The sequence below is a fragment of the Ruegeria sp. HKCCD7296 genome (genome assembly GCF_013110775.1).
Classification (GTDB): Bacteria; Pseudomonadota; Alphaproteobacteria; order Rhodobacterales; family Rhodobacteraceae; genus Ruegeria.
This window is the reverse complement of the sequence record NZ_WVRF01000007.1, coordinates 112,164-136,311: the sequence shown is the minus strand read 5'-3', so window position 1 is coordinate 136,311 and position 24,148 is coordinate 112,164. Positions and strand designations below refer to the sequence as shown.

Annotated in this window: 23 protein-coding genes; 10 read left to right on the top strand and 13 right to left on the bottom strand. The window is 56.3% G+C overall.

Annotated elements, in window-relative coordinates; genetic code table 11:
• Positions 1-6: 6 nt before the first annotated feature.
• The 8 genes from GS632_RS11800 to GS632_RS11765 form a co-directional block, all read right to left on the bottom strand.
• Entirely contained in the window at positions 7-975 is a 969-nt protein-coding gene (locus tag GS632_RS11800) for a type II secretion system F family protein (protein ID WP_171238142.1), read from the bottom strand.
• A gap of 11 nt (positions 976-986) precedes the next feature.
• Positions 987-2,429 (bottom strand): CpaF family protein, encoded by a 1,443-nt coding sequence (locus GS632_RS11795; RefSeq protein WP_171235300.1) that lies wholly within the window; start codon positions 2,427-2,429, stop codon positions 987-989.
• Positions 2,430-2,453: 24 nt separating this feature from the next.
• Entirely contained in the window at positions 2,454-3,692 is a 1,239-nt protein-coding gene (locus tag GS632_RS11790) for an AAA family ATPase (RefSeq protein WP_171238143.1), read from the bottom strand.
• Positions 3,693-3,891: 199 nt separating this feature from the next.
• On the bottom strand, positions 3,892-4,518 hold the full coding sequence (locus GS632_RS11785) for an OmpA family protein (RefSeq protein WP_171238144.1): 627 nt from the start codon (positions 4,516-4,518) through the stop codon (positions 3,892-3,894).
• 17 nt (positions 4,519-4,535) lie between these two features.
• Positions 4,536-5,942 carry a type II and III secretion system protein family protein gene (locus tag GS632_RS11780; protein WP_171177908.1) on the bottom strand — a complete coding sequence of 469 codons (1,407 nt, stop codon included), beginning with the start codon at positions 5,940-5,942 and terminating at the stop codon, positions 4,536-4,538.
• A gap of 193 nt (positions 5,943-6,135) precedes the next feature.
• Positions 6,136-7,017 carry a Flp pilus assembly protein CpaB gene (gene cpaB / locus GS632_RS11775; RefSeq protein WP_171235296.1) on the bottom strand — a complete coding sequence of 294 codons (882 nt, stop codon included), beginning with the start codon at positions 7,015-7,017 and terminating at the stop codon, positions 6,136-6,138.
• Between the two features lie 276 nt (positions 7,018-7,293).
• Positions 7,294-7,533: a hypothetical protein gene (locus tag GS632_RS11770; RefSeq protein ID WP_171177904.1), complete on the bottom strand. Its 240-nt coding sequence runs from the start codon at positions 7,531-7,533 to the stop codon at positions 7,294-7,296.
• 309 nt (positions 7,534-7,842) lie between these two features.
• Positions 7,843-8,073, bottom strand: coding sequence for a Flp family type IVb pilin (locus GS632_RS11765; RefSeq protein ID WP_171177902.1), 231 nt, complete (start codon positions 8,071-8,073; stop codon positions 7,843-7,845).
• Between the two features lie 353 nt (positions 8,074-8,426).
• Between GS632_RS11765 and GS632_RS11760 the strand changes: the two genes are divergently transcribed.
• Complete coding sequence (locus tag GS632_RS11760; RefSeq protein WP_171235295.1) at positions 8,427-9,293, top strand: lytic transglycosylase domain-containing protein; 867 nt, start codon at positions 8,427-8,429, stop codon at positions 9,291-9,293.
• A gap of 36 nt (positions 9,294-9,329) precedes the next feature.
• On the opposite strand, the gene GS632_RS11755 is transcribed toward GS632_RS11760, so the two are convergent.
• The 5 genes from GS632_RS11755 to tldD form a co-directional block, all read right to left on the bottom strand.
• The gene (locus GS632_RS11755; protein WP_050603192.1) at positions 9,330-9,956 is read right to left on the bottom strand and encodes a 3-oxoacid CoA-transferase subunit B; all 627 of its coding nucleotides are present in this window, start codon (positions 9,954-9,956) and stop codon (positions 9,330-9,332) included.
• Positions 9,956-10,660 (bottom strand): CoA transferase subunit A, encoded by a 705-nt coding sequence (locus GS632_RS11750; RefSeq protein ID WP_171238266.1) that lies wholly within the window; start codon positions 10,658-10,660, stop codon positions 9,956-9,958. Before GS632_RS11750 ends, GS632_RS11755 begins: the two co-directional genes overlap by 1 nt.
• Before the next feature lie 91 nt (positions 10,661-10,751).
• Positions 10,752-13,370: a type I DNA topoisomerase gene (topA, locus tag GS632_RS11745; protein ID WP_171721845.1), complete on the bottom strand. Its 2,619-nt coding sequence runs from the start codon at positions 13,368-13,370 to the stop codon at positions 10,752-10,754.
• Positions 13,371-13,550: 180 nt separating this feature from the next.
• Positions 13,551-14,675 carry a DNA-processing protein DprA gene (gene dprA, locus GS632_RS11740; RefSeq protein ID WP_171238148.1) on the bottom strand — a complete coding sequence of 375 codons (1,125 nt, stop codon included), beginning with the start codon at positions 14,673-14,675 and terminating at the stop codon, positions 13,551-13,553.
• A 238-nt stretch (positions 14,676-14,913) separates the two neighbouring features.
• The gene (gene tldD, locus GS632_RS11735; RefSeq protein WP_171238149.1) at positions 14,914-16,335 is read right to left on the bottom strand and encodes a metalloprotease TldD; all 1,422 of its coding nucleotides are present in this window, start codon (positions 16,333-16,335) and stop codon (positions 14,914-14,916) included.
• A gap of 176 nt (positions 16,336-16,511) precedes the next feature.
• On the opposite strand from tldD, the gene coxB reads away from it, so the two are divergent.
• The 9 genes from coxB (at position 16,512) to GS632_RS11690 (ending at position 24,095) form a co-directional block, all read left to right on the top strand.
• Positions 16,512-17,423 (top strand): cytochrome c oxidase subunit II, encoded by a 912-nt coding sequence (gene coxB, locus GS632_RS11730; protein WP_171177890.1) that lies wholly within the window; start codon positions 16,512-16,514, stop codon positions 17,421-17,423.
• Between the two features lie 89 nt (positions 17,424-17,512).
• Positions 17,513-18,463, top strand: coding sequence for a heme o synthase (cyoE, locus tag GS632_RS11725; protein WP_171177888.1), 951 nt, complete (start codon positions 17,513-17,515; stop codon positions 18,461-18,463).
• The gene (locus GS632_RS11720) at positions 18,460-18,621 is read left to right on the top strand and encodes a hypothetical protein (RefSeq protein ID WP_171177886.1); all 162 of its coding nucleotides are present in this window, start codon (positions 18,460-18,462) and stop codon (positions 18,619-18,621) included. The genes cyoE and GS632_RS11720 overlap by 4 nt, the downstream gene beginning before the upstream one ends.
• Complete coding sequence (locus tag GS632_RS11715) at positions 18,621-19,196, top strand: cytochrome c oxidase assembly protein (protein WP_171235290.1); 576 nt, start codon at positions 18,621-18,623, stop codon at positions 19,194-19,196. The genes GS632_RS11720 and GS632_RS11715 overlap by 1 nt, the downstream gene beginning before the upstream one ends.
• 22 nt (positions 19,197-19,218) lie before the next feature.
• Positions 19,219-20,034 carry a cytochrome c oxidase subunit 3 gene (locus GS632_RS11710; RefSeq protein ID WP_171177882.1) on the top strand — a complete coding sequence of 272 codons (816 nt, stop codon included), beginning with the start codon at positions 19,219-19,221 and terminating at the stop codon, positions 20,032-20,034.
• Positions 20,035-20,189: 155 nt separating this feature from the next.
• Positions 20,190-20,867: an SURF1 family protein gene (locus GS632_RS11705; protein WP_171238150.1), complete on the top strand. Its 678-nt coding sequence runs from the start codon at positions 20,190-20,192 to the stop codon at positions 20,865-20,867.
• Entirely contained in the window at positions 20,864-22,252 is a 1,389-nt protein-coding gene (thrC, locus tag GS632_RS11700; RefSeq protein WP_171238151.1) for a threonine synthase, read from the top strand. The genes GS632_RS11705 and thrC overlap by 4 nt, the downstream gene beginning before the upstream one ends.
• Entirely contained in the window at positions 22,249-23,511 is a 1,263-nt protein-coding gene (locus GS632_RS11695; RefSeq protein ID WP_171721846.1) for an insulinase family protein, read from the top strand. Before thrC ends, GS632_RS11695 begins: the two co-directional genes overlap by 4 nt.
• Positions 23,511-24,095 (top strand): GNAT family N-acetyltransferase, encoded by a 585-nt coding sequence (locus tag GS632_RS11690; protein WP_171177874.1) that lies wholly within the window; start codon positions 23,511-23,513, stop codon positions 24,093-24,095. Before GS632_RS11695 ends, GS632_RS11690 begins: the two co-directional genes overlap by 1 nt.
• Positions 24,096-24,148 lie beyond the last annotated feature (53 nt).

Here is a 24,148-nt window from a genome sequence, read left to right as displayed (position 1 = left end):
GCGCCCTCAGACCTTAATGTTGGTGATGATCTTCATGACGATCAGGTTCAGTGTCAGCATGATGGCGACAACGAAACAGGCGGGGATGAACCAGGGATGGTCCAACACCTCGTCATAATAGCCTGGGTCTTTAACCAGGATGAAAACCAGACAGGCAATCGGAAAGCCAGACAGGAACTTTCCTGACCACTGCGCTTCGGCGGTGATGGCTTTTACCCGGCGGAACAGGCGGAATCGGGCCCGGATGACCTGAGCCAGACCGGCCAGAATTTCAGCGAGGTTACCACCGGATTGCTGTTGGATACCCACAGCGACGGCCAAAAAACGCAAGTCCTGCATGTCCAGCCGCTCGGCCATATCTTTCAAGGCCTCACCGACATCGCGGCCATAGGCACATTCATCCGCAATGACGCCAAATTCAGTGCCCAGCGGATCCTGAACTTCGTTTGAAACCACCTGAATGGTCGACACGAACGGGTTACCCACACGCAGCGAACGCACCATCAATTCAACCGCGTCGGGCAGTTGTTCCTCAATCATACCCATGCGTTTCTTGGCCTTGTGATTGACCCATGCGTAAACGCCTCCGATGCCAATCGCGATAGAGATTACGGCGCGCAGTGCGGTATCTGTGGCAGTGCCAATGCTGAGCCCGACAAACGCCACGCTGGACACCAAAGCCATGATCATGATCAACTGACGCGGGGAAAACGCAATCGCCGCCTTCTGAGCCTTGTCAGCAAGCAGTGAATACAGAGGGATGCTCTGCGATTTCATATGCTGCTGCATTTCCTTGCGCAGCTGCTCAAGCACCTGTTCGCGCCCGGCACCCTTTTCCAGCATGTCCAGACGGCGGTTAACCCGGCTGTTCAGGCTGATGGATTTGCCGAAGGCGACAAGATAGATGCCCTCGACCAGGGCAAGAACCCCCACAAAGATGGCGACATAGATAATCGCCTCCATAGGCACATTCATGCGTGTTTCTCCTACATCGTGGTTGGGTCGTAGATCGACGCTGGTAGATCAAAGCCCCACAGACGGAAGCGTTCCGAATAGTGGCTGCGCACGCCGGTTGCGGTGAAATGACCGATGATCTTGTTGTCGGGTGTTAGTCCAACGCGTTGAAAACGAAAAATTTCCTGCATCGAGATCACATCGCCTTCCATCCCTGTGATCTCGGTGATCGAGGTCATCCGGCGTGAACCGTCCTGTAAGCGGCTGGCCTGCACAATCAGGTTCACAGCAGATGAGATCTGGCTGCGGACCGCCTTGATCGGCATCTCGATCCCTGCCATGGCAATCATGTTCTCTAGTCGCGAAATACCGTCACGCGCCGAGTTGGCGTGGATCGTGGTCATCGACCCATCGTGGCCGGTGTTCATGGCCTGCAACATGTCGATCACTTCGGCGCCTCGCGTCTCACCCACGATGATGCGATCAGGCCGCATACGCAGGGCGTTTTTCAAACAGTCGCGCGGGCTGACTTCGCCTTTGCCTTCCACGTTGGGCGGGCGGCTTTCCATTCGTCCCACATGGGTCTGCTGCAACTGAAGTTCCGCCGTATCCTCGATGGTCAGGATGCGCTCGGCATCGTCGATAAAACTGGACAGTGCGTTCAAAGTGGTTGTTTTACCGGAACCGGTACCGCCCGAAACGATTATGTTCAGGCGCGTTGATACCGCCGCCTGCAGGTAGGCAGCCATTTCTTCCGTGAAAGCGCCGAAATTGACCAGATCGTCAATGCCCAGCTTGTCCTTTTTGAATTTACGGATCGAGACCAGCGATCCATCCACCGCAATTGGCGGGACCATGGCGTTGAAACGCGAGCCGTCGGCCAGACGGGCGTCAACATAAGGGTTTGATTCATCAACACGACGACCCACAGCGGACACGATCTTGTCGATGATCCGCATCAGGTGTTTTTCATCCTTGAACGTGATGTCGCTGAGTTCCAGCTTACCCGCGCGTTCAACAAAAATCTGTTGCGGGCCGTTGACCAGAATATCGTTGACCGTGTCGTCTTGTAGCAGGGTCTCAAGCGGGCCGAGACCTGTCACCTCATCATACAGTTCTTTGTTCAGTTGAGACCGGTCTTCGCGGTTCAGAACGATGTTCTTGGTTTCCAGAACCTCGCTGGCAATTGCGCTGATTTCTGCGCGCAATTCGGCTTCGCCCGCGTTTTCCAAAGCCGCAAGGTTCAGGTTTTCCAACAATTCCTTGTGCAGCTCGATCTTGATTTCGCCCAGTCGTTCCTTTCGCTTGCGATCACGATCGGATCCAACGACCTCGCCGGGCTTCTTTTTTTGGGGTTTGCGTGCAACCGCTGTCGTTGTGGCAGCGGCCTGTGCAACGGGCGCTGCCGGTTCGGTGGCTTGTGCCGGCGCTTTTACCGGCTGTGCAGCGGACGGTTTCTTATATCTTGAAAACACGGCAGGTACCCCTTTGCAAAGATGTTACGCAGCTTCTTCGGCGCTGCCGCTACCAAGGCTGTGAAGCGATTTTGCCAGTTTCGCGATTTCCCGGCGCAACGGGTTCTTGGCGGCCGAATTTGCCAGTGGCAGACCGTGGTCACCGCTCTGCATGACCGGCTTACCCCCGTCGGGCAATTGCAAGTCGATCGAGATCCCAAGGCTTTCACCCATACGCTTTACTCGGCTCTTTCCGTTGAGATCAGTAAACTTGGGCGCTCGGTTCAGAGCAAAACGCAGTTTATTGAAGGGCAACTCCTCGGCCTGTAAGGCGCGCTTCAGGCGCAGCGCGTTCTGCGCAGAGCGCATGTCCAATTCGATCATCGCGAAATACACATGTGCCGCTTGCAAGACCGTTTCAGACCACAGAACCAGCGTCTTGGGCATATCGACGATCACATAGTCGAAATGTGTGCGGGCCATGTCGATAACGCGCTGAATATCATCTGGTGTAATCAGATCCAGCGGCACCATATCCGATGGTGCCGTCAGAACCTGAAGCTTTTCTTCATAAGTTTGAAGCGCTTGCGAGAAAACCTCGTTATCCATCGATTCGGTATCTGACAACATTTCAAAAACCGTTTCGCGCCGCGGCAGGTCCAGATAGGTGGAAACCGTACCGTATTGAAGATCCAGATCGATCAGGCAGACCGAAGGGGCATCTTTTTCCGACGCACAGGCCAACTCCCAAGCCAGGTTGACGGCCATTGTGGTCGCACCCACACCGCCAGCCAGCCCTTGTACAACGAACAAAGCCCCTTCCTTTGCCTCACCGCTTGTCAAAGGAACGGCGGCGGCCTGAGCCACTGCGACAGGATCGGGCTGCTTCATGCGCTCGATCGCTTCTTGCAGTTCGCCTTCCGGAAGAGGGTAGGGGACGAATTCGTCTGCGCCTTTGCGCAATAGCTGATGCAGTGAGGCTGGTGTGACGTCTTCAGCGATCAGGACAACTTTGATTTTCTTTTCTTTGGCCTGGGTGATGATCTCACCCATCAAAGAAAGGTTGTCTTCGTCCTCTCCATCAATTGCCAACGCCACAAATTCAAGAGATTCAGCTTCTGGCTGGCTGAAAAAGGCCAGCGCCTCGGCAAAGCCCAGATCTCCCCAGCGTTCACCCAGAATGGCCTCCATGTCTTCGATCAAAAGATCGAAATTTTGGACATCCCGGCTGATGGTGCAGGCCAAAATTGCTGTATTGTCATCTTGCGGCGTCGCGCTGGTCATAAACACTATCCTCGTCGTGAGGGCTCAGCATGTCATATGAACGAAATCCGCCAGATTGATGTGCTGTCGCCCCAATACGGTCAAATTTGGCCGCAGGTCACCCTATTGTTCACAATGTTGCTTTGAAGTTGGGCAAGAATTGGGCGCAAAAGAACCAATTGTAGGGAAATGGGCGACGATGCCGCCCATTTCGGATGTATTATCCATCATCGCCTTCTGACGCGGTCACTTCTTGGACCGTGCTCTTGAATGTCGCACTTTCCACATATTCCCGGTAGATCACATTTGCGTATTTGCCGTCCAGAAGCTGCCGGTTGCCGTCAACAAAGCCTGAAACCTCGGTCACAGTCCGGCGGTTCCGGCGGTCGCGCTGCTGTGTGGCAATCAAAGGCTGCGATTTGCCAAAGGACACAACTGCTTCAAGTCGCGAACGCGAGATTCCTTGGCGCTCAAGGAAGGCCACAACCGACTGGGCACGGCGCAAGCCGAGGCTTTTGTTGTAGCTGGTCGAACCCACAGCGTCGGTATGGCCGTATACCCGGAAGCGCGCTTCAGGGAACTGTTTGATCCAGTCTGCTTGCTGCAACAGGATTCGCTGTGCCGACGCGTCCAACTGTGAACTGTTAAAGGCAAAGTTCACCTGGCTTGGTACATCCGCCGCAAAGCGTTGGCCGAGGATCTGAGCGTAAGTCAGTTCACCGTTTTGTACCTGAATGTTGTTCAACGTTGCGTTGCCGAAAGTTCCAGCATCGATCTCGTATCCGGCCTCGCGCGTACATGCGGCAACTGCGACCGTAAGACCCAATGTGATGATCCACTTTTGCATTGGTCCTATCCTCCTGATCAATCTAGGACGTAGCCGTACGAGCTGCCGAAATCTTGTTTGGCAACTTCGGATGCTCCACCGGAACCGGCACGCTGAGTGCGTGCGACCTGCCCATTCACGAACAGATCAAATTCGCTGGGCGGCTTGACCCGGTCGGTTGGAAGGGCCAGCGCTTCGCCGCGCGTTGGCGAGACCAGGTGCGCAGTAATGATAACAACGAGTTCGCTTTGCTCACGCTGGTAGTTGGCGCTGCGGAACAGGGCCCCAAGAACCGGAACGTCGCCCAGCCATGGAACTTGGTTGCTCAGGTCTGCAAAATCATCCTGGATCAATCCCGCTATAGCAAAGCTTTCGCCGTCACGCAGTTCAATCGTCGTAGTTGCCCGGCGCGTGATGAAGCTGGGAACGGGGTCACCGTTAAGCGTGAAGTCAGAGCTTTGATCAATGCTTGAAACCGCTGTTGCCATTTCAAGGTTGATCAGGTCTCCATCTACGACGCGAGGGATGAAATCGATCTCGACACCGAACGCTTTGTATTCAATGGTTATGACGCCTTCATCCTGTGGTACTGGAATCGGAACTTCGCCACCGGCCAAAAATGTTGCTTGCTGACCAGATAGGGCTGACAAGTTCGGTTCAGCCAAGCTGCGGGCCAGCCCCTTGCTTTCAAGCGCCTCCAGCAACAAGCGAACCTGAGTTGAACCGGCACCAAACCCGAAAAGGATCGCGCCTGTGTTTGTTTGAATCGCAGGTATGTTGTTGTTGAGGGCATTATTAAGTGAAAGCTGGTTGTTGAGAGTGTTGAAACCACCTGTCACATCACTGCCGCCGAAACCCAGTGAAGCGGTCAAGCTCTTGGCAACGGACCGATTCATCTCGGCAAAGCGCACTTTCAACATCACCTGCTGAACGCCACCAACTGACATGAGGTTCGAGACGCGATCAGGCGCATAGCGTTCGGCTAACTCCAGTGCACGCGACAGTTTGGCCGAGCTGGAAACCGTACCGGACAGCACGATGCCATCATTGGCGGTGCGAACTTCAATGGGTTCTTCAGGCAGAATCTGACGCAGACGCTCCTTGAACTCCGAAACATCGGGTGAAACGCGTACGCGGACGTTGGCTAACAGGTTGCCGGCCCCGTCAAACAGGGTCAGTGTCGTTAAGCCCGGAGCCTTACCCAGAACATAAATGGTCCGGTCCGACAACGACGAGATGTCCGCAATGCCTGCGTTGGCAATGCTGAGTTCAGCAAACGGTTGCTCGCTTTCAACGACGATTGCGCGGTTCATAGGGACATCCAGTGTTTCCACCGTACCCTTTTTAACCACGCGCAAAGTTTCAGCCCAGGCGGCGTCGCCAACCGGACTAATAACAAGCGACAACCCCAGCAGGGTTGCGCTGATCCAGGAACGTATTGTCATGTGACCTGCCTCTCCGATCACGCCTCGTTTTTTGGGTCTTATGCCCTATACCAAAGCAGACTGCGCGAATTCCAAATTTATTGCAATAATCAATGGTTTCCGGAATGTTCCTTATGTGGAGAATTGGCAACAACCACAAAAAAAGAGCCGCACCCTAGGCGCGGCTCTGATCTTGTAAGGTTCTGAATTAGCGTCAATTTGTGCAAGGGATAGGCACGTTGACAATCTCGCCGCCGCGTCTGATGCGGGTCGTGCAAACTTCTTCTACTTTCTGTTCCGGTTCCGGTGCTGCAGCTTGAATGCCAAGCAGCTTGCGCTGGTCAACTTCAATCGTAGATGCGACAGATTCATCTGCTACACCAACCAGTGCCAGTGACAGTCGGCCGGAATTTTGAGCTTGTGCCAGAGCGGCGACCTGTTGCGGAGTTACCGCAACTGTGACGGTCCGTGCGATCGTTGTGTTGGTGACGTCGGACCCCGCTGTTTGGTCAACGGCGATCAATTGTACATTGGTTTCGATCAGGCGGGTAATGCCCCCGTTGCCAGTGCCTTCAAGAGTGCCGCTGGAGCCTGTCCAGTAGATGTCCACATTATCACCAGGGCGCAAAAAGCCTGAAACGCCCGACGCAACATCAACACTGATTGCAAAGGCGCGCATCCCTTTTTCAAGACGCGAGGTCAGGCCAGCTTTTTCACCAGGCTCGGTAATCTTGACGCCCATGATCGCTTCGTCTTTTTCCATCGTTCTCAGAACAAAACGTTCTGTAGGACCGTTTTCAGGGAACAGAGCTGTGAGTTCAGTGAAGGTGCCTTCCGGAATCGCGTTTTCCGGCCAGTCCACAGCGCGGATGTCTTCCTGCGTTAGACGCTCGCCGTACTTAAGTGCGCGATTCGACACATATACTGTTACCGTAGGAATTACCTCGACCTGTGCGTTGGCCAGAGCCTCTTCTGCGGCAAGCCTTTGACGGGCCAGCTCGTTTTGGTAAGCCGAGATATAGTTGCGCGCCATATAGACTGCGCCTCCGGCCAGAGCTACGCCGACAATTAGGACAAGTCCGAATACCGCTCGCATGCGAGTACCTCTTTATTTAGTTTGGTCGAATACTAAGCTGCCGCAAGGGCGCTTTGAAACAGCCTAATCCTTAAATGCAAATTGTGTCGAAATGTGGGACAAATATGTCTGATTGTCAGTTTCTCTGCCAAAATCCACACAATTCTGCACATGATCTATCGAGCTTCACCCGACATTTGGGTTTGACGCAAAAAACGCCACATCCCAATGGACGTCGCGTTTTTTAATTTGGGGAATTGCTTTGCTCAGGCCGCCAAAAGCACCAAGCTGCGTGATTTAACCGCCGCCACCCGCGGTACCCTCGGTGACGATCCCGCCAGGAGCGCTGTTTGAGCCGGTGCTGACTACGGCAGCATTCATGGCTTCGTTTGCATTTCCGCCTAAGCTGTCAACGCTGGAACTGATGACGAGGTATGTCGCACCGGACAGGCCAATGACAACAGCCGTCAGCACTACCCAGTCGACTGTCACCGCGCCCGCTTCTTCCGATTTGAAGCGTTTTAGGAACTTGACCATGTTCTCTACTCCAATTGATTTTAACCATATTGCTGGCAGCTTTTATTCAAAAGATTGCGCGGGAATGGCGGAAATTGGGCAATAATAGGCTTTTTAGGATTGAACTTGGACAAACGCTGTTTTCGCGCGAGATTTAAGAAGCTTTGGGAACAAAGCCAGGTTGCGCGTGGTGTCGGGTGTTTCCAAGTTCTAATCCAAGACGTTGCCTGCTTAGTCTTGATGTGAGCATTAAGTTAGTTTGCAGGTCGCCCTGGACAAAAAAGGCCGCGCCAGACTGGCGCGGCCTCGAAAATTCTCTATGTCAACAACTTAGTTGCTTGTGCCTTCGGTGGTGATACCGCCCGAAGTGGTGTTGCTGCCGGTGCTCAGTGCCGCGCCGTTCAGCGCTTCGTTCACGCCGGTTGCCAGGCCAGTGGCGCCGGTTTCGATCTGCTGGTAAGCAACTGCGGCCAGGCCGATGACTGCTGCGGTCAGAACAACCCAGTCAACTGTTACTGCGCCGTCTTCGTCTTTGCGGAAGTTCTTGATGAACTTGATCATGTTACGTCCCTCCTAAAGGATCTAAATAAGTCTAATGAACCTCGGCGTCTTCCAGAGCTTCCTCTCTCAGTCCGCTCCCGTCCGTCTCGGTATGCATCTATGTTTGCCTGTGGTGCGTGGCAGGAATTGGGCCAAACACAGATTTTTTTTCGTGCAGCTTAACTTTTTAGTTAGAAAATGCATAAGCAACTGAAATAAAACGATTAAAAAAATGCAATGGTCAGATCATACCTGTTTGGACGGTGCAAAATTGCGTCAAATGAGGCGAAATTGCCCCATTTCGCTTTGTTTTTCTGGCTTTGCGCGAAGATTCGAGGTTCAAATCGCCTAAAAAGAAAACATGAGGCAGGCAAATGAATCTCCGGACCGCACTCCAATGCGCCGGTGTACTCGCGTTTCTAGTTTCGAGTGTCACATATGCAGACGCAACCGAAGTAGAACCGCGCGGCGTGTACAAACGGATCAAAGCACCCCAGCCGGGTGAACGCCCCCGCGTGACCGTACAAATCACTGCGGAGGAACATGCAACACAACCTTCTGCGCCCAGCACAGGGGCCGACCTATCGGTGCCAGATGTCATTGCGCGCACAGAAGTTGCCCAGCCGATTCCTCCAGAGGCACAAAACAAGCGTAATCCCAAAGGGTCTTATAAAGCTTTCTGGGACAGGATCTCGCCCGAGATAGGTCAGGGTGGTGCAGGACGTTTAGATGCCGCCATCTCGGCCCTTGCAGCCACGAGTGTGCGGTCTCCCCGACTTCAAACCCTGCAGAACATTGCGCAGCAGCAGGGTAAAGAGATTCTGCGCTCAACTGTCGGTACCAATGTCTCACCAGCGCTGGTCTTGGCAGTGATCTCGGTCGAGTCCGCCGGGCGGGTGGATGCGATCAGCTCTGCCGGAGCGCAGGGGCTCATGCAACTCATGCCTGCCACGGCGGCACGCTTCGGGGTGAAAGACAGCCTTCAGCCAGCACAGAACATCGCCGGAGGGGTGAAATACCTCAACTGGCTGATGGAAGAGTTCGGGAACGATCCAATTCTGGTATTGGCCGGATACAACGCAGGTGAAGGTGCAGTGCGTAAACACAGCGGTGTGCCACCCTATACGGAAACCCGGGACTATGTGCCCAAAGTTCTGGCTGCATTCCAGATCGCAAAGGCCTTGTGTGCCACCCCGCCTGATCTGATTTCTGACGGCTGCGTGTTCCAGACCTCAAACTAAATAAGGCCCGCCTCGATTCGGCGGGCCTTTGTTCTTTTAAGAAACAAGTGTCGCTTGTGTTGCTGCGCGCATCTCGTCTTCGCTGACACCATCGGCCAGTTCGACGATCTTCAGGCCGCCTTCGACCACATCCAATACACCGAGATTGGTGATGATGCGATCGACCACGCCTTTACCTGTCAGGGGTAGGGTGCATTCTTTCAGAACCTTGCTGTCGCCGTGCTTGTTGGTGTGATCCATCACAACGATGACACGGCCGACACCCGCGACCAGATCCATTGCTCCACCCATGCCTTTCACCAGCTTGCCTGGAATCATCCAGTTTGCCAGGTCGCCTTTCTCATCCACTTCCATGGCGCCCAGAATCGCCGCAGCGATTTTGCCGCCGCGGATCATGGCAAAAGAAGTGGCGCTGTCGAAATAGGCCGTTCGGGACAGTTCTGTGATCGTCTGCTTGCCTGCATTGATCAGGTCTGGGTCTTCCTCGCCTTCAAACGGGAAGGGCCCCATGCCCAGCATGCCGTTTTCCGATTGCAGGGTGATGTCCTTGTCGCCAACATAGTTCGCCACCAGCGTCGGAATGCCGATGCCGAGGTTCACATACATGCCGTCTTCCAGTTCCTCTGCCGCGCGCGCGGCCATCTGATTGCGGTCCCAGGGCATTATGCTTCCTCCTTCTTGCGGGTGGTGCGTTGTTCGATGCGCTTTTCGTGCTCGCCCTGAATGATGCGATGCACATAGATGCCGGGCAGGTGAATCGAATCCGGGTCAAGTGAGCCGCGCGGAACGATCTCTTCTACTTCGGCTACGCAAATTTTGCCGCAGGTCGCCGCAGGCACATTGAAATTACGGGCGGTCTTGCGGAACACGAGGTTTCCGGTGTCATCCGCCTTCCACGCCTTAACGATGGCCAGATCGGCGAAGATCCCTTCTTCTAGGATGTAGGTCTCGCCATTGAAGTCCTTATGTTCCTTGCCATCGGCGATCACCGTGCCCACGCCTGTCTTGGTATAAAAGCCGGGAATACCGGCACCACCTGCGCGCATCCGCTCGGCCAGGGTTCCCTGCGGGTTGAATTCCAGTTCCAATTCACCGCTCAGATACTGGCGCATGAATTCAGCATTTTCGCCGACATACGAGCTGATCATCTTTTTGACCTGCTTTGTTTGCAGCAAAATGCCGATTCCAAAATCGTCCACACCGGCATTGTTCGATGCAAAGCTCAGGTCTTTGACGCCAGACTCTTTAATAGCTTCGAGCAATAGTTCCGGAATGCCGCACAGGCCAAAGCCGCCCGCGGCAATCAGCATACCATCTGTCAGAACCCCATCGAGCGCTTCAGAGGCATTGGCATAGATTTTTTTCATGGAAAACTCCCCCAATGACATGGTGATGGGCAGGTTGTGCCGCCACGTCATGGGGAAGTCAATGAAACCAAGGGTGTGTTGGTATTTCTACCTATTCCGCCGCCTTCTTGGTTGCCTTCTTGGCTGCGGCCTTCTTCTTTGGGGCCGCCTTTTTCTTGGTGCCTTTCTTGGCGGCGCGTTCATTCACCAGTTCGATGGCCATTTCCTGCGTCACGTCTTCTGGCTTGATGTCCTTGGGAATGGTCGCATTGACCTTTTCCCATTTGACATATGGCCCATAGCGACCATCCAGAACTTGCATGGCGCCGCCGTCAGGATGTTCGCCCAACTCCTTCAACGGTTTCGCAGCCGCGCGGCGTCCGCGCCCTGGATTGGCGCGTTTTTCAGCCAGCAACTCGACCGCGCGGTTCATGCCGATCTCGAACACATCGTTGGGGTCTTTGAGATTGGCGTAAACCGGCTTTGCCTCTTCCGGCAGTTGGTGCATCAGGTAGGGGCCAAACCGCCCGAAATTCGAGCTGATCATGCCACCCTCAGGGTGTTCGCCGATCTGACGTGGCAGAGAGAGCAGCGTCAGAGCTTTCTCAAGGTCCATGTCATCTTTGCTCCACCCGCGCGGCAAAGAGGCGCGCGGTGGCTTCTTGTTCTCGGGCGTGGGTTCGCCGCGCTGAACGTAAGGACCGAAACGACCAGACTTCAGCCAGATCTCATCACCCGCATCTTCGCCCAACAAGCGTTCATCCCCTTCGGCACCTTCACCTGCGATGGGACGCGTATAGGTGCATTCGGGGTAGTTGCCGCAACCAACGAAACCGCCCGTGCGCGAGGTTTTCAGGTGCAATTGCCCAGTGCCGCACTTCGGGCATATCCGCGGATCCGATCCATCCTCACGCGGCGGGTACAGCTGCGGCGCGAGCGCTTCGTCCAGCTTGTCCAGTACTTCGGAAATTCGCAGTTCGGACGTCTCGCCAATTGCGGCCGAGAAATCGCGCCAGAACTTGCCCAGCAGGTCCTTATAATCGCGGTCCCCTGCGCTGACGTCGTCCAGTTCTTCTTCCAGATTGGCTGTGAATTCATAACCCACATATTGACGGAAGAAGTTCAGCAGAAAGATCGTGACGATCCGGCCCTTTTCTTCGGGGATCAGTCGGTTTTTGTCTTTGCGCACATATTCCCGATCCTGAATCGTGGTCACGATCGAGGCGTAAGTCGAGGGGCGACCGATGCCAAGTTCTTCCATGCGCTTGACCAGTGTGGCTTCGGTATAGCGGGGCGGAGGCTGCGTGTGGTGCTGCTGCGCCAGAACGGATTCGTTTTCGGACAGGATTGCGGCTTTTTCCTCGGCCTTCGCGAACTGACCTTTCAGTGAGGTTTTGGCAAAACGCGCCGGATCGCCCTGCATGATCTGCGGCAAGCGCTTTTCGTCGTCGTCGGCTACATCGTCGCGACCTTCTTCATAAACACGCATGAACCCGTCAAACATGACTACCTGACCAGTGGCGCGCAAGCCGACCTGACCGTCATCGCTGCCGATCTCTACGGTGGTCCGCTCCAGTCGGGCGGCGGCCATCTGACAAGCTATGGTGCGTTTCCAGATCAGGTCATAAAGCTTGCGCTGATCCTCATCGGTGACTTTCAGGGCCTTGGCATCGCGTGACATATCCGTTGGGCGGATACATTCGTGCGCTTCCTGTGCGTTCTTGGCCTTGTTCTTGTACATGCGCGGGCTGTCCGGCACATATTCGGCGCCATAGCGCTCCGCGATTGTATCGCGGGTGGTGGCCACGGCCTCGGGGGCCATATCGATACCGTCGGTCCGCATGTAGGTAATGTAGCCAGCCTCATATAGCCGCTGCGCCACCTGCATCGCGTGGCGCGCACCCATGCCGAACTTGCGGCTGGCCTCTTGCTGCAAGGTTGATGTCATGAACGGCGCGCTGGGGTTGCGTGCTGCCGGTTTCGCCTCGACCGAGGTGACGCTGAGCGCCCGACTTGTGATAGCCTGAACCGCCAGCTCCGCCTGCGTGGCGTTGGCCAGATCGTGCTTGTCCAGTTTCTTGCCGGCCAGAGTAACCAGCCGCGCCTCATAGGTCTGGCCGCGCGGTGTTTCGAAAAGCGCCTTAACCGACCAGTATTCGACCGGCTTGAACGCCTCGATCTCCATCTCGCGTTCGACGATCAGGCGCAGACAGACGGATTGCACGCGACCGGCGGACTTTGCACCGGGCAGCTTGCGCCAAAGGACGGGAGAAAGGTTGAAGCCCACCAGATAGTCCAGCGCACGGCGGGCCAGATAGGCCTCGACCAGCGGCATGTCGACCTGACGCGGGTTCTGCATCGCCTGGGTGACGGCTTCTTTGGTGATGGCGTTGAACGTTACGCGGCTGACCGGCGTATCTTTCTTGATCGAACGGCGCTTGGTCAGAGCTTCTTGCAAGTGCCAGCTGATCGCCTCGCCCTCACGATCAGGGTCAGTGGCGAGGATCAGTGCGTTATCTTCTTTCAGGGCATCGGCGATGGCTTTGACATGTTTGCGGCTGTCATTGCCAACTTCCCATTTCATGGAAAACTCATGCTCGGGATCGACCGACCCATCCTTTGGTGGAAGGTCCCGAACATGGCCGTAAGAGGCCAAAACTGTGTAGTCGGGGCCGAGATATTTATTGATAGTTTTTGCTTTGGCCGGAGATTCTACAACAACTACAGGCATTTAAGGGGAAACCTCGCTCGACGAATTTGGCGCCTTCTATGGTGGTGCAAAATGTGTGGGGCAAGCGGGAATTGTCAATGCGTTCCTTTTGCAGGTCGAAAAACGCCTTAATTTCAGGTCATTATTCAAGGTGCCGTGTCTCTGGAAGGGCCGACACCATGTTTCATGGAAGTGGTTCGATCAGCCTGCCAGGGACAATAGACCCCCGGGCTGGCGCTGGATTCGTCCATCCAGTTCCAGATCGACCAATGCGGGGCCAAGCTCGCCAGCCGATGCCGCGATGTCTCGCAGCAACTGGTCTTCCGCGATGGGTGAGGGGCCAAGTCGTTCAAGGATTTGAATGTGTAAGTCTTGGGCAGGGTGTGCGACCGGGGTAGGTGGCTGCTGGGGGCGGTGTGAAGGCAGGTTGTCCTTGTGGGGCAAGGCTTCAACCACGTCCTCCGCGGACCGGACCAAGATAGCCCCATCCCGAATCAACAGATTGCACCCGGCGGCCCGCGCATCGAAGGGGTGGCCGGGTACGGCCAGAACCTCGCGCCCCTGATCCAAGGCATCGCGTGCCGTGATCAGGCTGCCAGATTTTGCTGCGGCTTCGACCACGACAACAGCTTGCGCAAGGCCAGAGATGATCCTATTTCGGCGGGGAAAGTGCCGAGCCTGCGGTGTCACGCCCATCGGCTGTTCCGACACGCGCAACCCGTTGGAAGCGATGTCATGAGCCAGCTCTGTATTCTCGACTGGATAGACGACATCCACGCCGCCGGCCATGACGGCAATGGTGCCGGATGTAAGGGTCGCTATATGTGCCGCCGTATCAATGCCGCGCGCCAGGCCTGAGACAATCACATAGCCTTTGCTGCCCAAGTCAGTCGCCAAACCCCGGGCCATTCGAGCACCGAGCGAAGAACAATTCCGTGCACCAACCATTGCAACCGCAGGTTTTTGCAAGAGAGACACGTCACCGATTGCCCAAAGCATAGGGGGCGCATCATTCAGATCACTCAGAGCTGCTGGGAAATCGGCGGACCCAAGGCACAAAAGCCGCGCTTTTGCGGCTTTTGCGGCCTTGAGCTCCGCCTCAATCACGCCGGGGGGGCAGATTTCATACCCTTCTATTCCGGCAGCGCGTGCCATTTCCGGCAACGCGGCCAGCGCGTTCTGCGCCGAGCCATGTTCCCGCAGAAGCCGACGAAACGTCGCCGGACCGACCTTGCGAGAACGCAAAAGGCGAAGCCACGAAAACCGGTCCTCTTCCGTGGTGGGTGGGAGTGGGGGGTGATTGGAAGAAAGCTGCTCTTCGGTCATCCGTTGCTCCGCCTTGTTGCAAAACTGGTTTACAGGCGGGCGGGTTAACAGCTTGTAAATCGTGGAAAATTAGATGTGTTTTTGTTCGAACTTGTTCTATCCAGCAGAAGCATGCTTATGAAATAAAAGGAAAAATAAAAATCGGCCTTTTTGATGCAAAGGGATTTTCAACTGTTTGGGCGCTTTACGCATGGGCGCAAGGTTAACCATGCGCCCGTGTAACTTGGTCTTTTGCGACTCAGGTTGCCGACCCCCCAACTGTCAGTCCATCCATCAGAACGGTGGGTTGTCCGACGCCCACCGGCACCCATTGCCCGTCCTTGCCGCAGGTGCCCATACCGGGATCCAGCGCCATGTCGTTGCCAAGCCCCCGGATCCGTTTCAAAGCGGATGGCCCATCGCCAATCAGCGTCGCGCCTTTGACCGGGGCGCCGATTTTTCCGTTTTCAACGCGATAGGCTTCGGTGCAGGAGAAGACGAACTTGCCATTGGTGATGTCCACCTGACCGCCGCCGAATCCCACGGCCCAGATGCCGTCTTTGATATCTGCGACCAAGGCCGCTGGGTCGGACTCGCCACCCAGCATGATTGTATTGGTCATGCGCGGCATCGGCTTGTGCGCATAGCTTTGCCGCCGCCCGTTGCCTGTGGGCGCAACGCCCATCAGACGCGCGTTCTGACGGTCTTGCATATATCCGGTGAGGATGCCGTCTTCTATCAGCACCGTACGTGAGCTGGGCGTGCCCTCATCGTCTACAGTGATCGAGCCGCGCCGGTCAGCGATCGTGCCATCATCGACCACGGTTACGCCTTTTGAAGCGACCTGTTGCCCCATCAGACCGGCGAAGGCAGAACTTCCTTTGCGGTTGAAATCCCCTTCCAACCCGTGGCCGATGGCCTCGTGGAGCAAAATCCCGGGCCAGCCGGGGCCAAGCGCCACCTCCATCACACCCGCGGGAGCCGGGATCGCGTCCAGATTGACCAGCGCAATGCGCAAGGCTTCGCGGGCCTTGGCCTGCCAGTCTGCCGGATCAATCAATCCGCTCAGGCCCACGCGACCGCCGCCACCCGCCGAACCGCTTTCGCGGCGTCCATTTTGTTCCACGATCACTGAAACATTCACGCGTGTCATCGGGCGAACATCGCGCACCATCACTCCATCAGGTCGCAGTATTTCGACCTCCTGAGTGGCGGCCGAGATCATTGCGCTGACCTGAACAACGCGTGAATCCAGATCGCGGGCAAATGCATCAATCTCGCGCAGGGTTTCGATCTTGACAGGAAACGCGGCAGAATCGATGGGATCTTCGTCGGTATAAAGACGTGTGTTGGTGGATCGAGGTGCTTCGGCAAGGGTTCCGCCGCCATCCCCAACGGCCAGCCGCGCGGTCTCGGCTGCCCGTTTCAGCGCGGGAATGGAAACATCAGTAGAATGTGCATAACCAGCGACTTCCCCTTGAACCGCGCGCAGGCCAAATCCTTCGGAAGCGTCGTAAGATGCGGTGCGCAGCCGACCGTCATCAAACACCAGTGACTCGGATTTTCGACGTTCGACAAACAGTTCTCCGTCCTCGGCCCCAGCGGTCGCCGATTGCAATACAGACAGCGCTTCGTCATGCGCAAGAGCGCTTTCAAAGGGGCGAAATGGGGCGTCGGACATGAGTTGTGACCTTTCGGGTTTGATCCAGATCAAAAATAGCGTCTGTTTGACGCAAGCATTTTGCTTTATCTACCCGACGGAATATGGTTTTTAACGCGGCCAAAGACAACGGGAGAGGTGCGACCGATTCACACCTTTTCGCCAGGGACGCAAAGATCAAACGATCAGGACAGAAAATGAAGAATGCTTTGATGCTTTCAGGGTTTATGACAGCCCTCTCCAGCCTTCCCGCCATGGCTCAGGAGCTAGAGATTATTGGCAAGCCGGTCGACGGCGGTATGGGCTTCCAGCCTGCGGCCACAAGCTTGGCCGATGGAATTCAGCGGCTGGACACAATGATTCTGGTGATCATCACCGTGATCTGTCTGTTTGTTGCGGCCCTGCTGCTTTACTGCATCGTGCGTTACAACCAGCGCGCAAACCCGACACCGGCTCGGTTCTCGCACTATACCCCGGTCGAGATTGCCTGGACCCTCGGTCCGATCCTGATTCTGGTCTTCATTGGTGCGTTCTCGCTGCCGGTTCTGTTCAAGCAACAGGAAATTCCAGAAGGTGACATCACCATCAAAGTCGTCGGCAACCAGTGGTACTGGACTTACGAATATGTTGATCACGATTTTGCCTTCGACAGCTATCTTCTGGGCCACCCGGCAACTCTGGATGAAGGTGCGCGCCCAGCAGATGCGGACGTGACCCCGTTTGTTCTGGATGACGCCATGCGTGCCAAGCTGGCCGATGCCGGGTACAGCGATGACGAATGGCTGTTGGCCACCGACACCGCGGTTGTCGTACCTGTCGGCAAGGTCATCGTGATGCAGGTTACCGCCTCTGACGTGATCCATTCCTGGACCATTCCGTCCTTTGGCGTGAAGCAGGACGGTGTGCCCGGACGTCTGGCCGAACTGTGGTTCGAAGCCGAGAAAGAGGGCGTCTACTTCGGTCAGTGTTCTGAACTTTGCGGCAAAGACCACGCTTATATGCCGATCACTGTCAAAGTGGTCAGCCAGGAAGCCTACGACGAATGGCTGCAGGGCGCGATCGATGAATATGCGGGTCTGCCGCAAAACTATCAGGTTGCCTCGAACTAATCGAAGCGACATGGGCGGGGTAGACCCAGCCTAAGACATGACGCAGGCTGCGCGCGTGATCGCGCAGCTTTCGCCCAAAGGGACCGGAAATGACCGACGCAAGTATCAATGCCAGCACTGCGACCGCTCAGGCGGACGAGGCCAGCTTTGGCGATTACTTCGCCCTGCTGAAGCCTCGCGTGATGTCTCTGGTTGTTTTCACGGCGCTGGTGGGTTTGCTGGCGGCACCTGTTTCCGTGCATCCGTTTGTGGGTTTTTGCGCCATTCTGTTCATTGCCATTGGAGGCGGTGCCTCTGGCGCTTTGAACATGTGGTGGGACGCGGATATCGACCGCGTTATGAAACGCACCAAGGGTCGTCCGATCCCTTCCGGCAAAGTGGAAGAGGGTGAGGCGCTGGCGCTTGGGCTGGCGCTTTCGGGCCTTTCGGTGATCATGCTGGGTCTCGCAACCAACTGGTTTGCAGGCGCGTTTTTGGGCTTCACCATTTTCTTCTACGTTGTCGTTTACACGATGTGGCTGAAGCGTTCGACGCCGCAGAACATCGTGATCGGTGGCGCCGCAGGTGCTTTCCCGCCCGTCATTGGTTGGGTTGCGGCAACCGGATCGATGTCAGTTGAACCTTGGCTGATGTTCGCCCTGACCTTCATGTGGACGCCGCCGCATTTCTGGGCGCTGGCTCTGTTCATGCGCTCAGATTACGACGATGCGGGTGTCCCGATGCTGACCGTGACGCATGGTCGCCGTGCGACGCGGGTACATATTCTGGTTTACACGGCACTGCTGGCCATTTTGGCATTGGGAACCGCATTCTCTGGTATCGGTGGCCCAGTTTACCTGACCGTTGCTTTGGTGTTGAACGCGCTGTTCCTACACGGAGCATGGCGGATTTCACGCCGGACCGAGGAGGACTCGGAAGCCGACAATTTCAAGGTCGAGCGCAGCTTTTTCAAGCTTTCGCTGCTCTACCTCTTCCTGCATTTCGGCGCCATTCTGGTTGAGGCGTTGCTGAAACCCTATGGGTTGGGAGGCTGGTCATGAGCCTTCGAAAGAACCACGAGCTGCACCAACGGCGATTCAGCCGCAATCTGGGGGTTGGCCTGACACTGGCCGCCTTTATCGTGATCATTTTTGGGCTGACGGTCGTAAAGGTGTCGGGCACGGATTTCGGTATGGCAACACAGGAGGTTCAGAACTGATGGCATTGACTGGTCCCCAGAAAACGGTTGTTCAGACTGTGGGTGTGGTTGTTCTGATGGGCAGCTTGGCCTGGGCGGCTGTGCCATTTTATGATTGGTTCTGTCGGGTGACGGGGTTTGGCGGCACCACGGGTGTAGCCGAAGCAGCGCCCGAAGACATTCTGGACCGCACCATCACCGTTCGGTTCGACGCGTCCAAGGCCAAAGGCATGGCGTGGGAGTTCAAGCCGATTGAACGCGAGATGGAAGTGCGCATCGGCGAGACCGGTCTGGCATTCTACGAAGCATATAACCCAACCGACCGGCCCATCGCGGGGCAGGCCTCGTACAACGTTGCCCCATATTCGGCCGGTGGGTATTTTCAGAAAATCGCCTGTTTCTGCTTTGAAGAGCAGGTGCTGCAACCCGGCGAACGGGTTGAAATGCCAGTAACTTTCTTCGTCGACCCGGAACTGGTCGAGGATCTTGAAGCAAAGTATGTTCATACGATCACTCTGTCGTATACATTCTACGAAATCGACCTGCCCGAGGGCTATGCCGCCCTTGAAACGCAGGCAGACACAAACACGAACTAACGCCTGTAGGTGAGGGACGCTGATGGCACACGCTAAAAACCACGATTATCACATTCTGGCCCCGTCGATCTGGCCTCTGATCGGAGCCGTCGGTGGCTTTGTGATGCTGCTCGGAGCCGTCCTTTGGATGCATGGCATTACGCCGTGGATGTTCTGGGCTGGATTGGTCGCGGTGCTGTACACCATGTTCGCGTGGTGGTCTGAAGTGGTTGTTGAAAGCCGTCAAGGCGATCACACACCTGTCGTCCGCATCGGTCTTCGTTACGGCTTTATCCTGTTTGTGATGTCCGAGGTGATGTTCTTCTTTGCCTGGTTCTGGTCGTTCTTCAAGCATCGCATGTACCCGATGTATGACTATGCGGGCACCGAATACATTCAGCCAGACATCCACGCGGTTGACCCTTTCCACCTGCCGCTGATCAACACTCTGGTCCTGCTGCTGTCGGGCTGCGCGATCACATGGGCCCACCATGCGCTGGTGCATGACAATGACCGCAAGGCGCTTATAAACGGTCTGGCCATCGGTATCGTTCTGGGCGTGCTGTTCACCTTCCTGCAGGGTTATGAATATTACGAGCTGCTGGCCCATGAAGGCTGGGAGTTCGGTGGTGATCAGTTCTATTCGAACTTCTTCATGGCAACCGGTTTCCACGGCGCGCACGTGATCATCGGCACCATCTTCCTGACTGTCTGTCTGATACGGGCGCTTAAGGGCGACTTTACACCCGAGAAGCACGTCGGGTTTGAAGCCGCGGCCTGGTACTGGCACTTCGTTGACGTAGTCTGGCTGTTCCTGTTCTTTGCCGTCTACATCTGGGGCCAAGCTCCGCTGATGTAAAACCGGTCAAATGAGCCGATTGCGAAAGCCGCCCCTGGGGGCGGCTTTTTGCTTTTCCCGGCGCAAGATTGCACCCAATACAATTGTGTGGTTGCGTTTTCGACCGCTCCGCCCTTAACAAGGCGCCGGTTCCTGCAACGAGGTTTGATCTTGCCATGCGCCGCATTCTGTTTCTGCTGATCTTCGGCCTCGCCGGTTTGGGTGTGCTGCTGTCGCTGGGCATTTGGCAGGTGCAGCGTCTGTCATGGAAACAAGAGGTGTTGGCCGAGATTGAAAGCCGTATCTCGGCGGATCCTGTGGACTTGCCGGGGCGGGTGTCAGAAGACACTGACAAATACCTGCCAGTCACCATTTCGGGCGATATGGAGCCCGGGGAAATCCACGTTCTGGTTTCCGTAAAGCAGGTTGGCGCAGGGTACCGCATCATTCAGTCTTTCACCGCCGGGGACCGCACAATATTGGTGGATCGGGGCTTTGTTCCAACAACTGCCAAAGACGCAAAGCGATTGACCGGCCCGATGAAGATCACCGGTAATTTGCACTGGCCGGACGAGATCGACAGCTATACGCCCGAAGCCGACATTGACGCCAATATCTGGTTTGCTCGCGACGTGCCGAACTTGGCCGCAGCTTTGGGTGCCGAACCTGTGCTTCTGATCGCCCGGTCGGAAACGGACCCAAACATTACGCCTTTGCCGGTAGATACGGCGGGCATTCCCAACGATCACCTACAATATGCAATCACCTGGTTTGGTCTGGCTCTGGTCTGGGCCGCAATGACCGGGTACTTCCTATGGCGCAGCCGTGCCAATTCTGAGAGTGACACGATATGAAATACATCTCGACCCGTGGGCAGGCGCCCGAACTGACTTTTGAAGAGGCGATGCTGACGGGTTTGGCCCGAGACGGTGGCTTGTACTTGCCCGCCGAGATCCCGGTGATGTCGCAAGACGAGATCGCGGCGCTGGCGGGCTTGCCCTATGAAGAGATCGCTTTTCGCGTGATGTGGCCCTATGTCAGCGGCTCCTTTACCGAGGAAGAGTTCAAGGCGATCATCGCCCGCGCTTATGAGGGTTTCGGCCACGACGCCCGCGCGCCTCTGAAGCAACTCAACGAAAACCATTTTCTGCTAGAGCTGTTCCACGGCCCGACACTGGCCTTCAAGGATTTTGCCATGCAGTTGATTGGCCAACTTTTCCAGGTGGCTCTGAAACGCCGTGGCGACCGTGTAACCATCGTGGGTGCGACCAGCGGTGATACGGGTTCTGCCGCTATCGAAGCTTTCCGGGGGCTGGATGCGGTAGACGTGTTTATCCTGTTTCCGCATGGCCGTGTATCCGAGGTGCAGCGCCGTCAGATGACAACGCCTGCGGACAGCAATGTTCACGCTCTGGCCGTCGACGGAGACTTCGACGATTGCCAGGCCGCGCTGAAGGATATGTTCAACGATTTTGATTTCCGCGATGGGGTGAAATTGGCGGGTGTGAACTCGATCAACTTTGCCCGCGTTCTGGCGCAGATTGTCTATTATTTCTCTGCCGCCGTCAGTCTCGGCGCGCCGCATCGCAAGGTCAGCTTCACCGTGCCGACCGGGAACTTCGGTGACATTTTCGCGGGCTATCTGGCCAAACGTATGGGCCTGCCCATCGACCGTTTGGTGGTGGCAACCAACCAGAATGACATTCTGCATCGTTGTCTGTCAGGCGAGGGATATTTCAAGGGCGACACCATCCCGTCGATCAGCCCGTCGATGGATATTCAGGTCAGCTCGAACTTTGAGCGGGCTCTGTATTACGCCTATGGCGAGGACGGTAGCGCTGTGGCGCAGCTGATGGACGAGCTCAAGAATGGTGGCTTCAACGTCAGCCAGGGCGCGATGGAGGCACTGCGCGAGAGTTTCGATTCGGGTCGCGTGTCCGAAGACGAGACGCTGGAAACGATCAAGCATACGCTGGCGCATAGTGCGGAGCTGGTTTGCCCCCACACCGCTATTGGGGTCAAGGTTGGGGAAGACCACCGCGCCGCCGATACACCTATGATCACTTTGGCAACGGCGCATCCCGCCAAGTTCCCGGCGGCGGTCGAGAAGGCAAGCGACGTACATCCGCCTCTTCCATCCCGCATGTCTGATCTGTATGAACGTTCGGAACGGGTGACCCGCATTGCAAACGAACTGGGTACCCTTGAGGATCATATCAGAAGGCATATCGCTGAGTGACAGTCAGACAAGACCAACTGAAGAACGGCTTTCGTATCGTCAGTGAACATATGCCGGGGCTGCAATCAGCGGCCATCGGCATCTGGGTGACCGCCGGTGGGCGGCATGAGCGGATCGAACAAAACGGCATCGCGCATTTCCTTGAACATATGGCGTTCAAGGGAACCGAGCGTCGTTCTGCGCTGCAAATCGCTGAAGCGATCGAGGATGTGGGCGGCTATATCAACGCCTATACTTCGCGCGAGGTGACGGCCTACTACGCGCGTGTTCTCAAAGACGACGTCGCGCTGGCCATGGATGTGATCGGCGACATCGTTCTGAACCCGGTTTTCGATCCGCGTGAGATCGAGGTCGAGCGTGGGGTGATCCTGCAAGAAATCGGTCAGGCCTATGACACGCCGGACGACGTGATCTTTGACTGGCTGCAAGAGCAGAGCTATCACGACCAACCCCTGGGCCGCACTATTCTGGGGCCAACTGAAAAGGTCAGTGCGTTTTCACGCGAGGATCTGTCGGGCTTTGTAGCCGAGCATTATGGCCCCGAGCAGATGATCCTGTCGGCTGCCGGTGCCGTGGATCACGATGCGCTGATGAAAATGGCCGAAGAGATGTTTGGCCATCTGCAACCGCGCAAGGGCCTGATCCCGGACGCTGCACGGTTCACCGGGGGTGAGGCACGGCAAGAGAAAGAGTTGGAGCAGGCGCACTTTGCCCTGGCGCTGGAAAGCCCCGGGTACCGCGACGATGCGATTTATACGGCGCAGATTTATTCGACGGCTTTGGGCGGCGGCATGTCCTCGCGTTTGTTCCAGGAGGTGAGAGAAACGCGCGGGCTGTGCTACACAATCTTTGCTCAGACCGGTGCTTACGCTGATACTGGTACAACCACGATTTATGCGGGAACCTCGGCGGATCAGGTTGGTGAGTTGGCGACAATCGCCATTGATGAGATGAAGCGCGCGGCCGAGGACATGAGCGCGGAAGAGGTTGCCCGCGCCCGTGCTCAGATGAAGGCCGGGATGCTGATGGGATTGGAAAGCCCTTCAAACCGGGCCGAACGTCTGGCGCGGCTGGTGCAGATCTGGGGCAGGGTGCCTTCGCTAGAGGATACCGTTGCCAAGATTGATGCGGTCGGCACCGAAGATGTGAAAGCATTTGCAGAAACCATGGCTGTACAGGCTCCGGCAGCTCTGGCGCTTTATGGGCCTGTGGCTGGCGCGCCGAGCTTGACCGAACTGCAGGAGAGGCGGGCGGCGTGATGCTGTTGGGCAGACGCAAGCTGAAACTCGAAACCGCGCGGCTCAGCATGCGCCCGCCTGTACATTCCGATTTCAATACCTGGTGCGCATTGCGGCGGGCTTCAAAGGATTACCTGACACCGTGGGAGCCGGTCTGGGCAGCGGATCACCTGAGCCGCAAGTCTTTTACCAATCGGGTCTATTGGGCGCAGCGCTCGGTCGCCAGTGGGACTGCGATACCTCTGTTCCTTTTTCGTCGCGAAGACGACGCGCTGGTTGGGGCCATCACGCTGGACAACATTCGGCGTGGTCCCGCGCAGGCCGGAACCTTAGGATACTGGACCGGTCAAGCTTTTGCCCGCCAAGGTTACATGCGCGAGGCAATTGGTGCCATGGTCCATCACGCCTTTACTCGGCTGGACCTGAGCCGGATCGAAGCCGCTTGTTTGCCTGAAAACCGGGCATCGCGCGGGTTGCTGGAAAGCTCTGGCTTCAAATACGAAGGTGTGGCGCAGTCCTATCTGCAGATCAACGGACGATGGCGAACGCATGTTTTGTATGCAAGCCTGCGGTCCGACAGGCGCGGAAAGACCGACGCGGGTTAGGGGGCTCTGCCCCCGTCGCGGCAGGCCGCGCCTCCCCCGAGGTATTTGGCGCC

Excerpts from the sequence above, each read along its gene's own strand:
- GS632_RS11765 (WP_171177902.1), bottom strand. The coding sequence starts at position 8,073 with ATGATCAAGTTCATCAAGAACTTCCGCAAAGACGAAGACGGCGCAGTA.
- GS632_RS11755 (WP_050603192.1), bottom strand. The coding sequence starts at position 9,956 with ATGCCCTGGGACCGCAATCAGATGGCCGCGCGCGCGGCAGAGGAACTG.
- GS632_RS11760 (WP_171235295.1), top strand. The coding sequence starts at position 8,427 with ATGAATCTCCGGACCGCACTCCAATGCGCCGGTGTACTCGCGTTTCTA.
- GS632_RS11770 (WP_171177904.1), bottom strand. The coding sequence starts at position 7,533 with ATGGTCAAGTTCCTAAAACGCTTCAAATCGGAAGAAGCGGGCGCGGTG.
- GS632_RS11800 (WP_171238142.1), bottom strand. The coding sequence starts at position 975 with ATGAATGTGCCTATGGAGGCGATTATCTATGTCGCCATCTTTGTGGGG.
- coxB (WP_171177890.1), top strand. The coding sequence starts at position 16,512 with ATGAAGAATGCTTTGATGCTTTCAGGGTTTATGACAGCCCTCTCCAGC.
- GS632_RS11690 (WP_171177874.1), top strand. The coding sequence starts at position 23,511 with ATGCTGTTGGGCAGACGCAAGCTGAAACTCGAAACCGCGCGGCTCAGC.
- GS632_RS11710 (WP_171177882.1), top strand. The coding sequence starts at position 19,219 with ATGGCACACGCTAAAAACCACGATTATCACATTCTGGCCCCGTCGATC.
- thrC (WP_171238151.1), top strand. The coding sequence starts at position 20,864 with ATGAAATACATCTCGACCCGTGGGCAGGCGCCCGAACTGACTTTTGAA.
- cyoE (WP_171177888.1), top strand. The coding sequence starts at position 17,513 with ATGACCGACGCAAGTATCAATGCCAGCACTGCGACCGCTCAGGCGGAC.
- tldD (WP_171238149.1), bottom strand. The coding sequence starts at position 16,335 with ATGTCCGACGCCCCATTTCGCCCCTTTGAAAGCGCTCTTGCGCATGAC.
- GS632_RS11780 (WP_171177908.1), bottom strand. The coding sequence starts at position 5,942 with ATGACAATACGTTCCTGGATCAGCGCAACCCTGCTGGGGTTGTCGCTT.
- GS632_RS11720 (WP_171177886.1), top strand. The coding sequence starts at position 18,460 with ATGAGCCTTCGAAAGAACCACGAGCTGCACCAACGGCGATTCAGCCGC.
- GS632_RS11750 (WP_171238266.1), bottom strand. The coding sequence starts at position 10,660 with ATGAAAAAAATCTATGCCAATGCCTCTGAAGCGCTCGATGGGGTTCTG.
- topA (WP_171721845.1), bottom strand. The coding sequence starts at position 13,370 with ATGCCTGTAGTTGTTGTAGAATCTCCGGCCAAAGCAAAAACTATCAAT.
- cpaB (WP_171235296.1), bottom strand. The coding sequence starts at position 7,017 with ATGCGAGCGGTATTCGGACTTGTCCTAATTGTCGGCGTAGCTCTGGCC.
- GS632_RS11785 (WP_171238144.1), bottom strand. The coding sequence starts at position 4,518 with ATGCAAAAGTGGATCATCACATTGGGTCTTACGGTCGCAGTTGCCGCA.
- GS632_RS11715 (WP_171235290.1), top strand. The coding sequence starts at position 18,621 with ATGGCATTGACTGGTCCCCAGAAAACGGTTGTTCAGACTGTGGGTGTG.
- dprA (WP_171238148.1), bottom strand. The coding sequence starts at position 14,675 with ATGACCGAAGAGCAGCTTTCTTCCAATCACCCCCCACTCCCACCCACC.
- GS632_RS11705 (WP_171238150.1), top strand. The coding sequence starts at position 20,190 with ATGCGCCGCATTCTGTTTCTGCTGATCTTCGGCCTCGCCGGTTTGGGT.
- GS632_RS11790 (WP_171238143.1), bottom strand. The coding sequence starts at position 3,692 with ATGACCAGCGCGACGCCGCAAGATGACAATACAGCAATTTTGGCCTGC.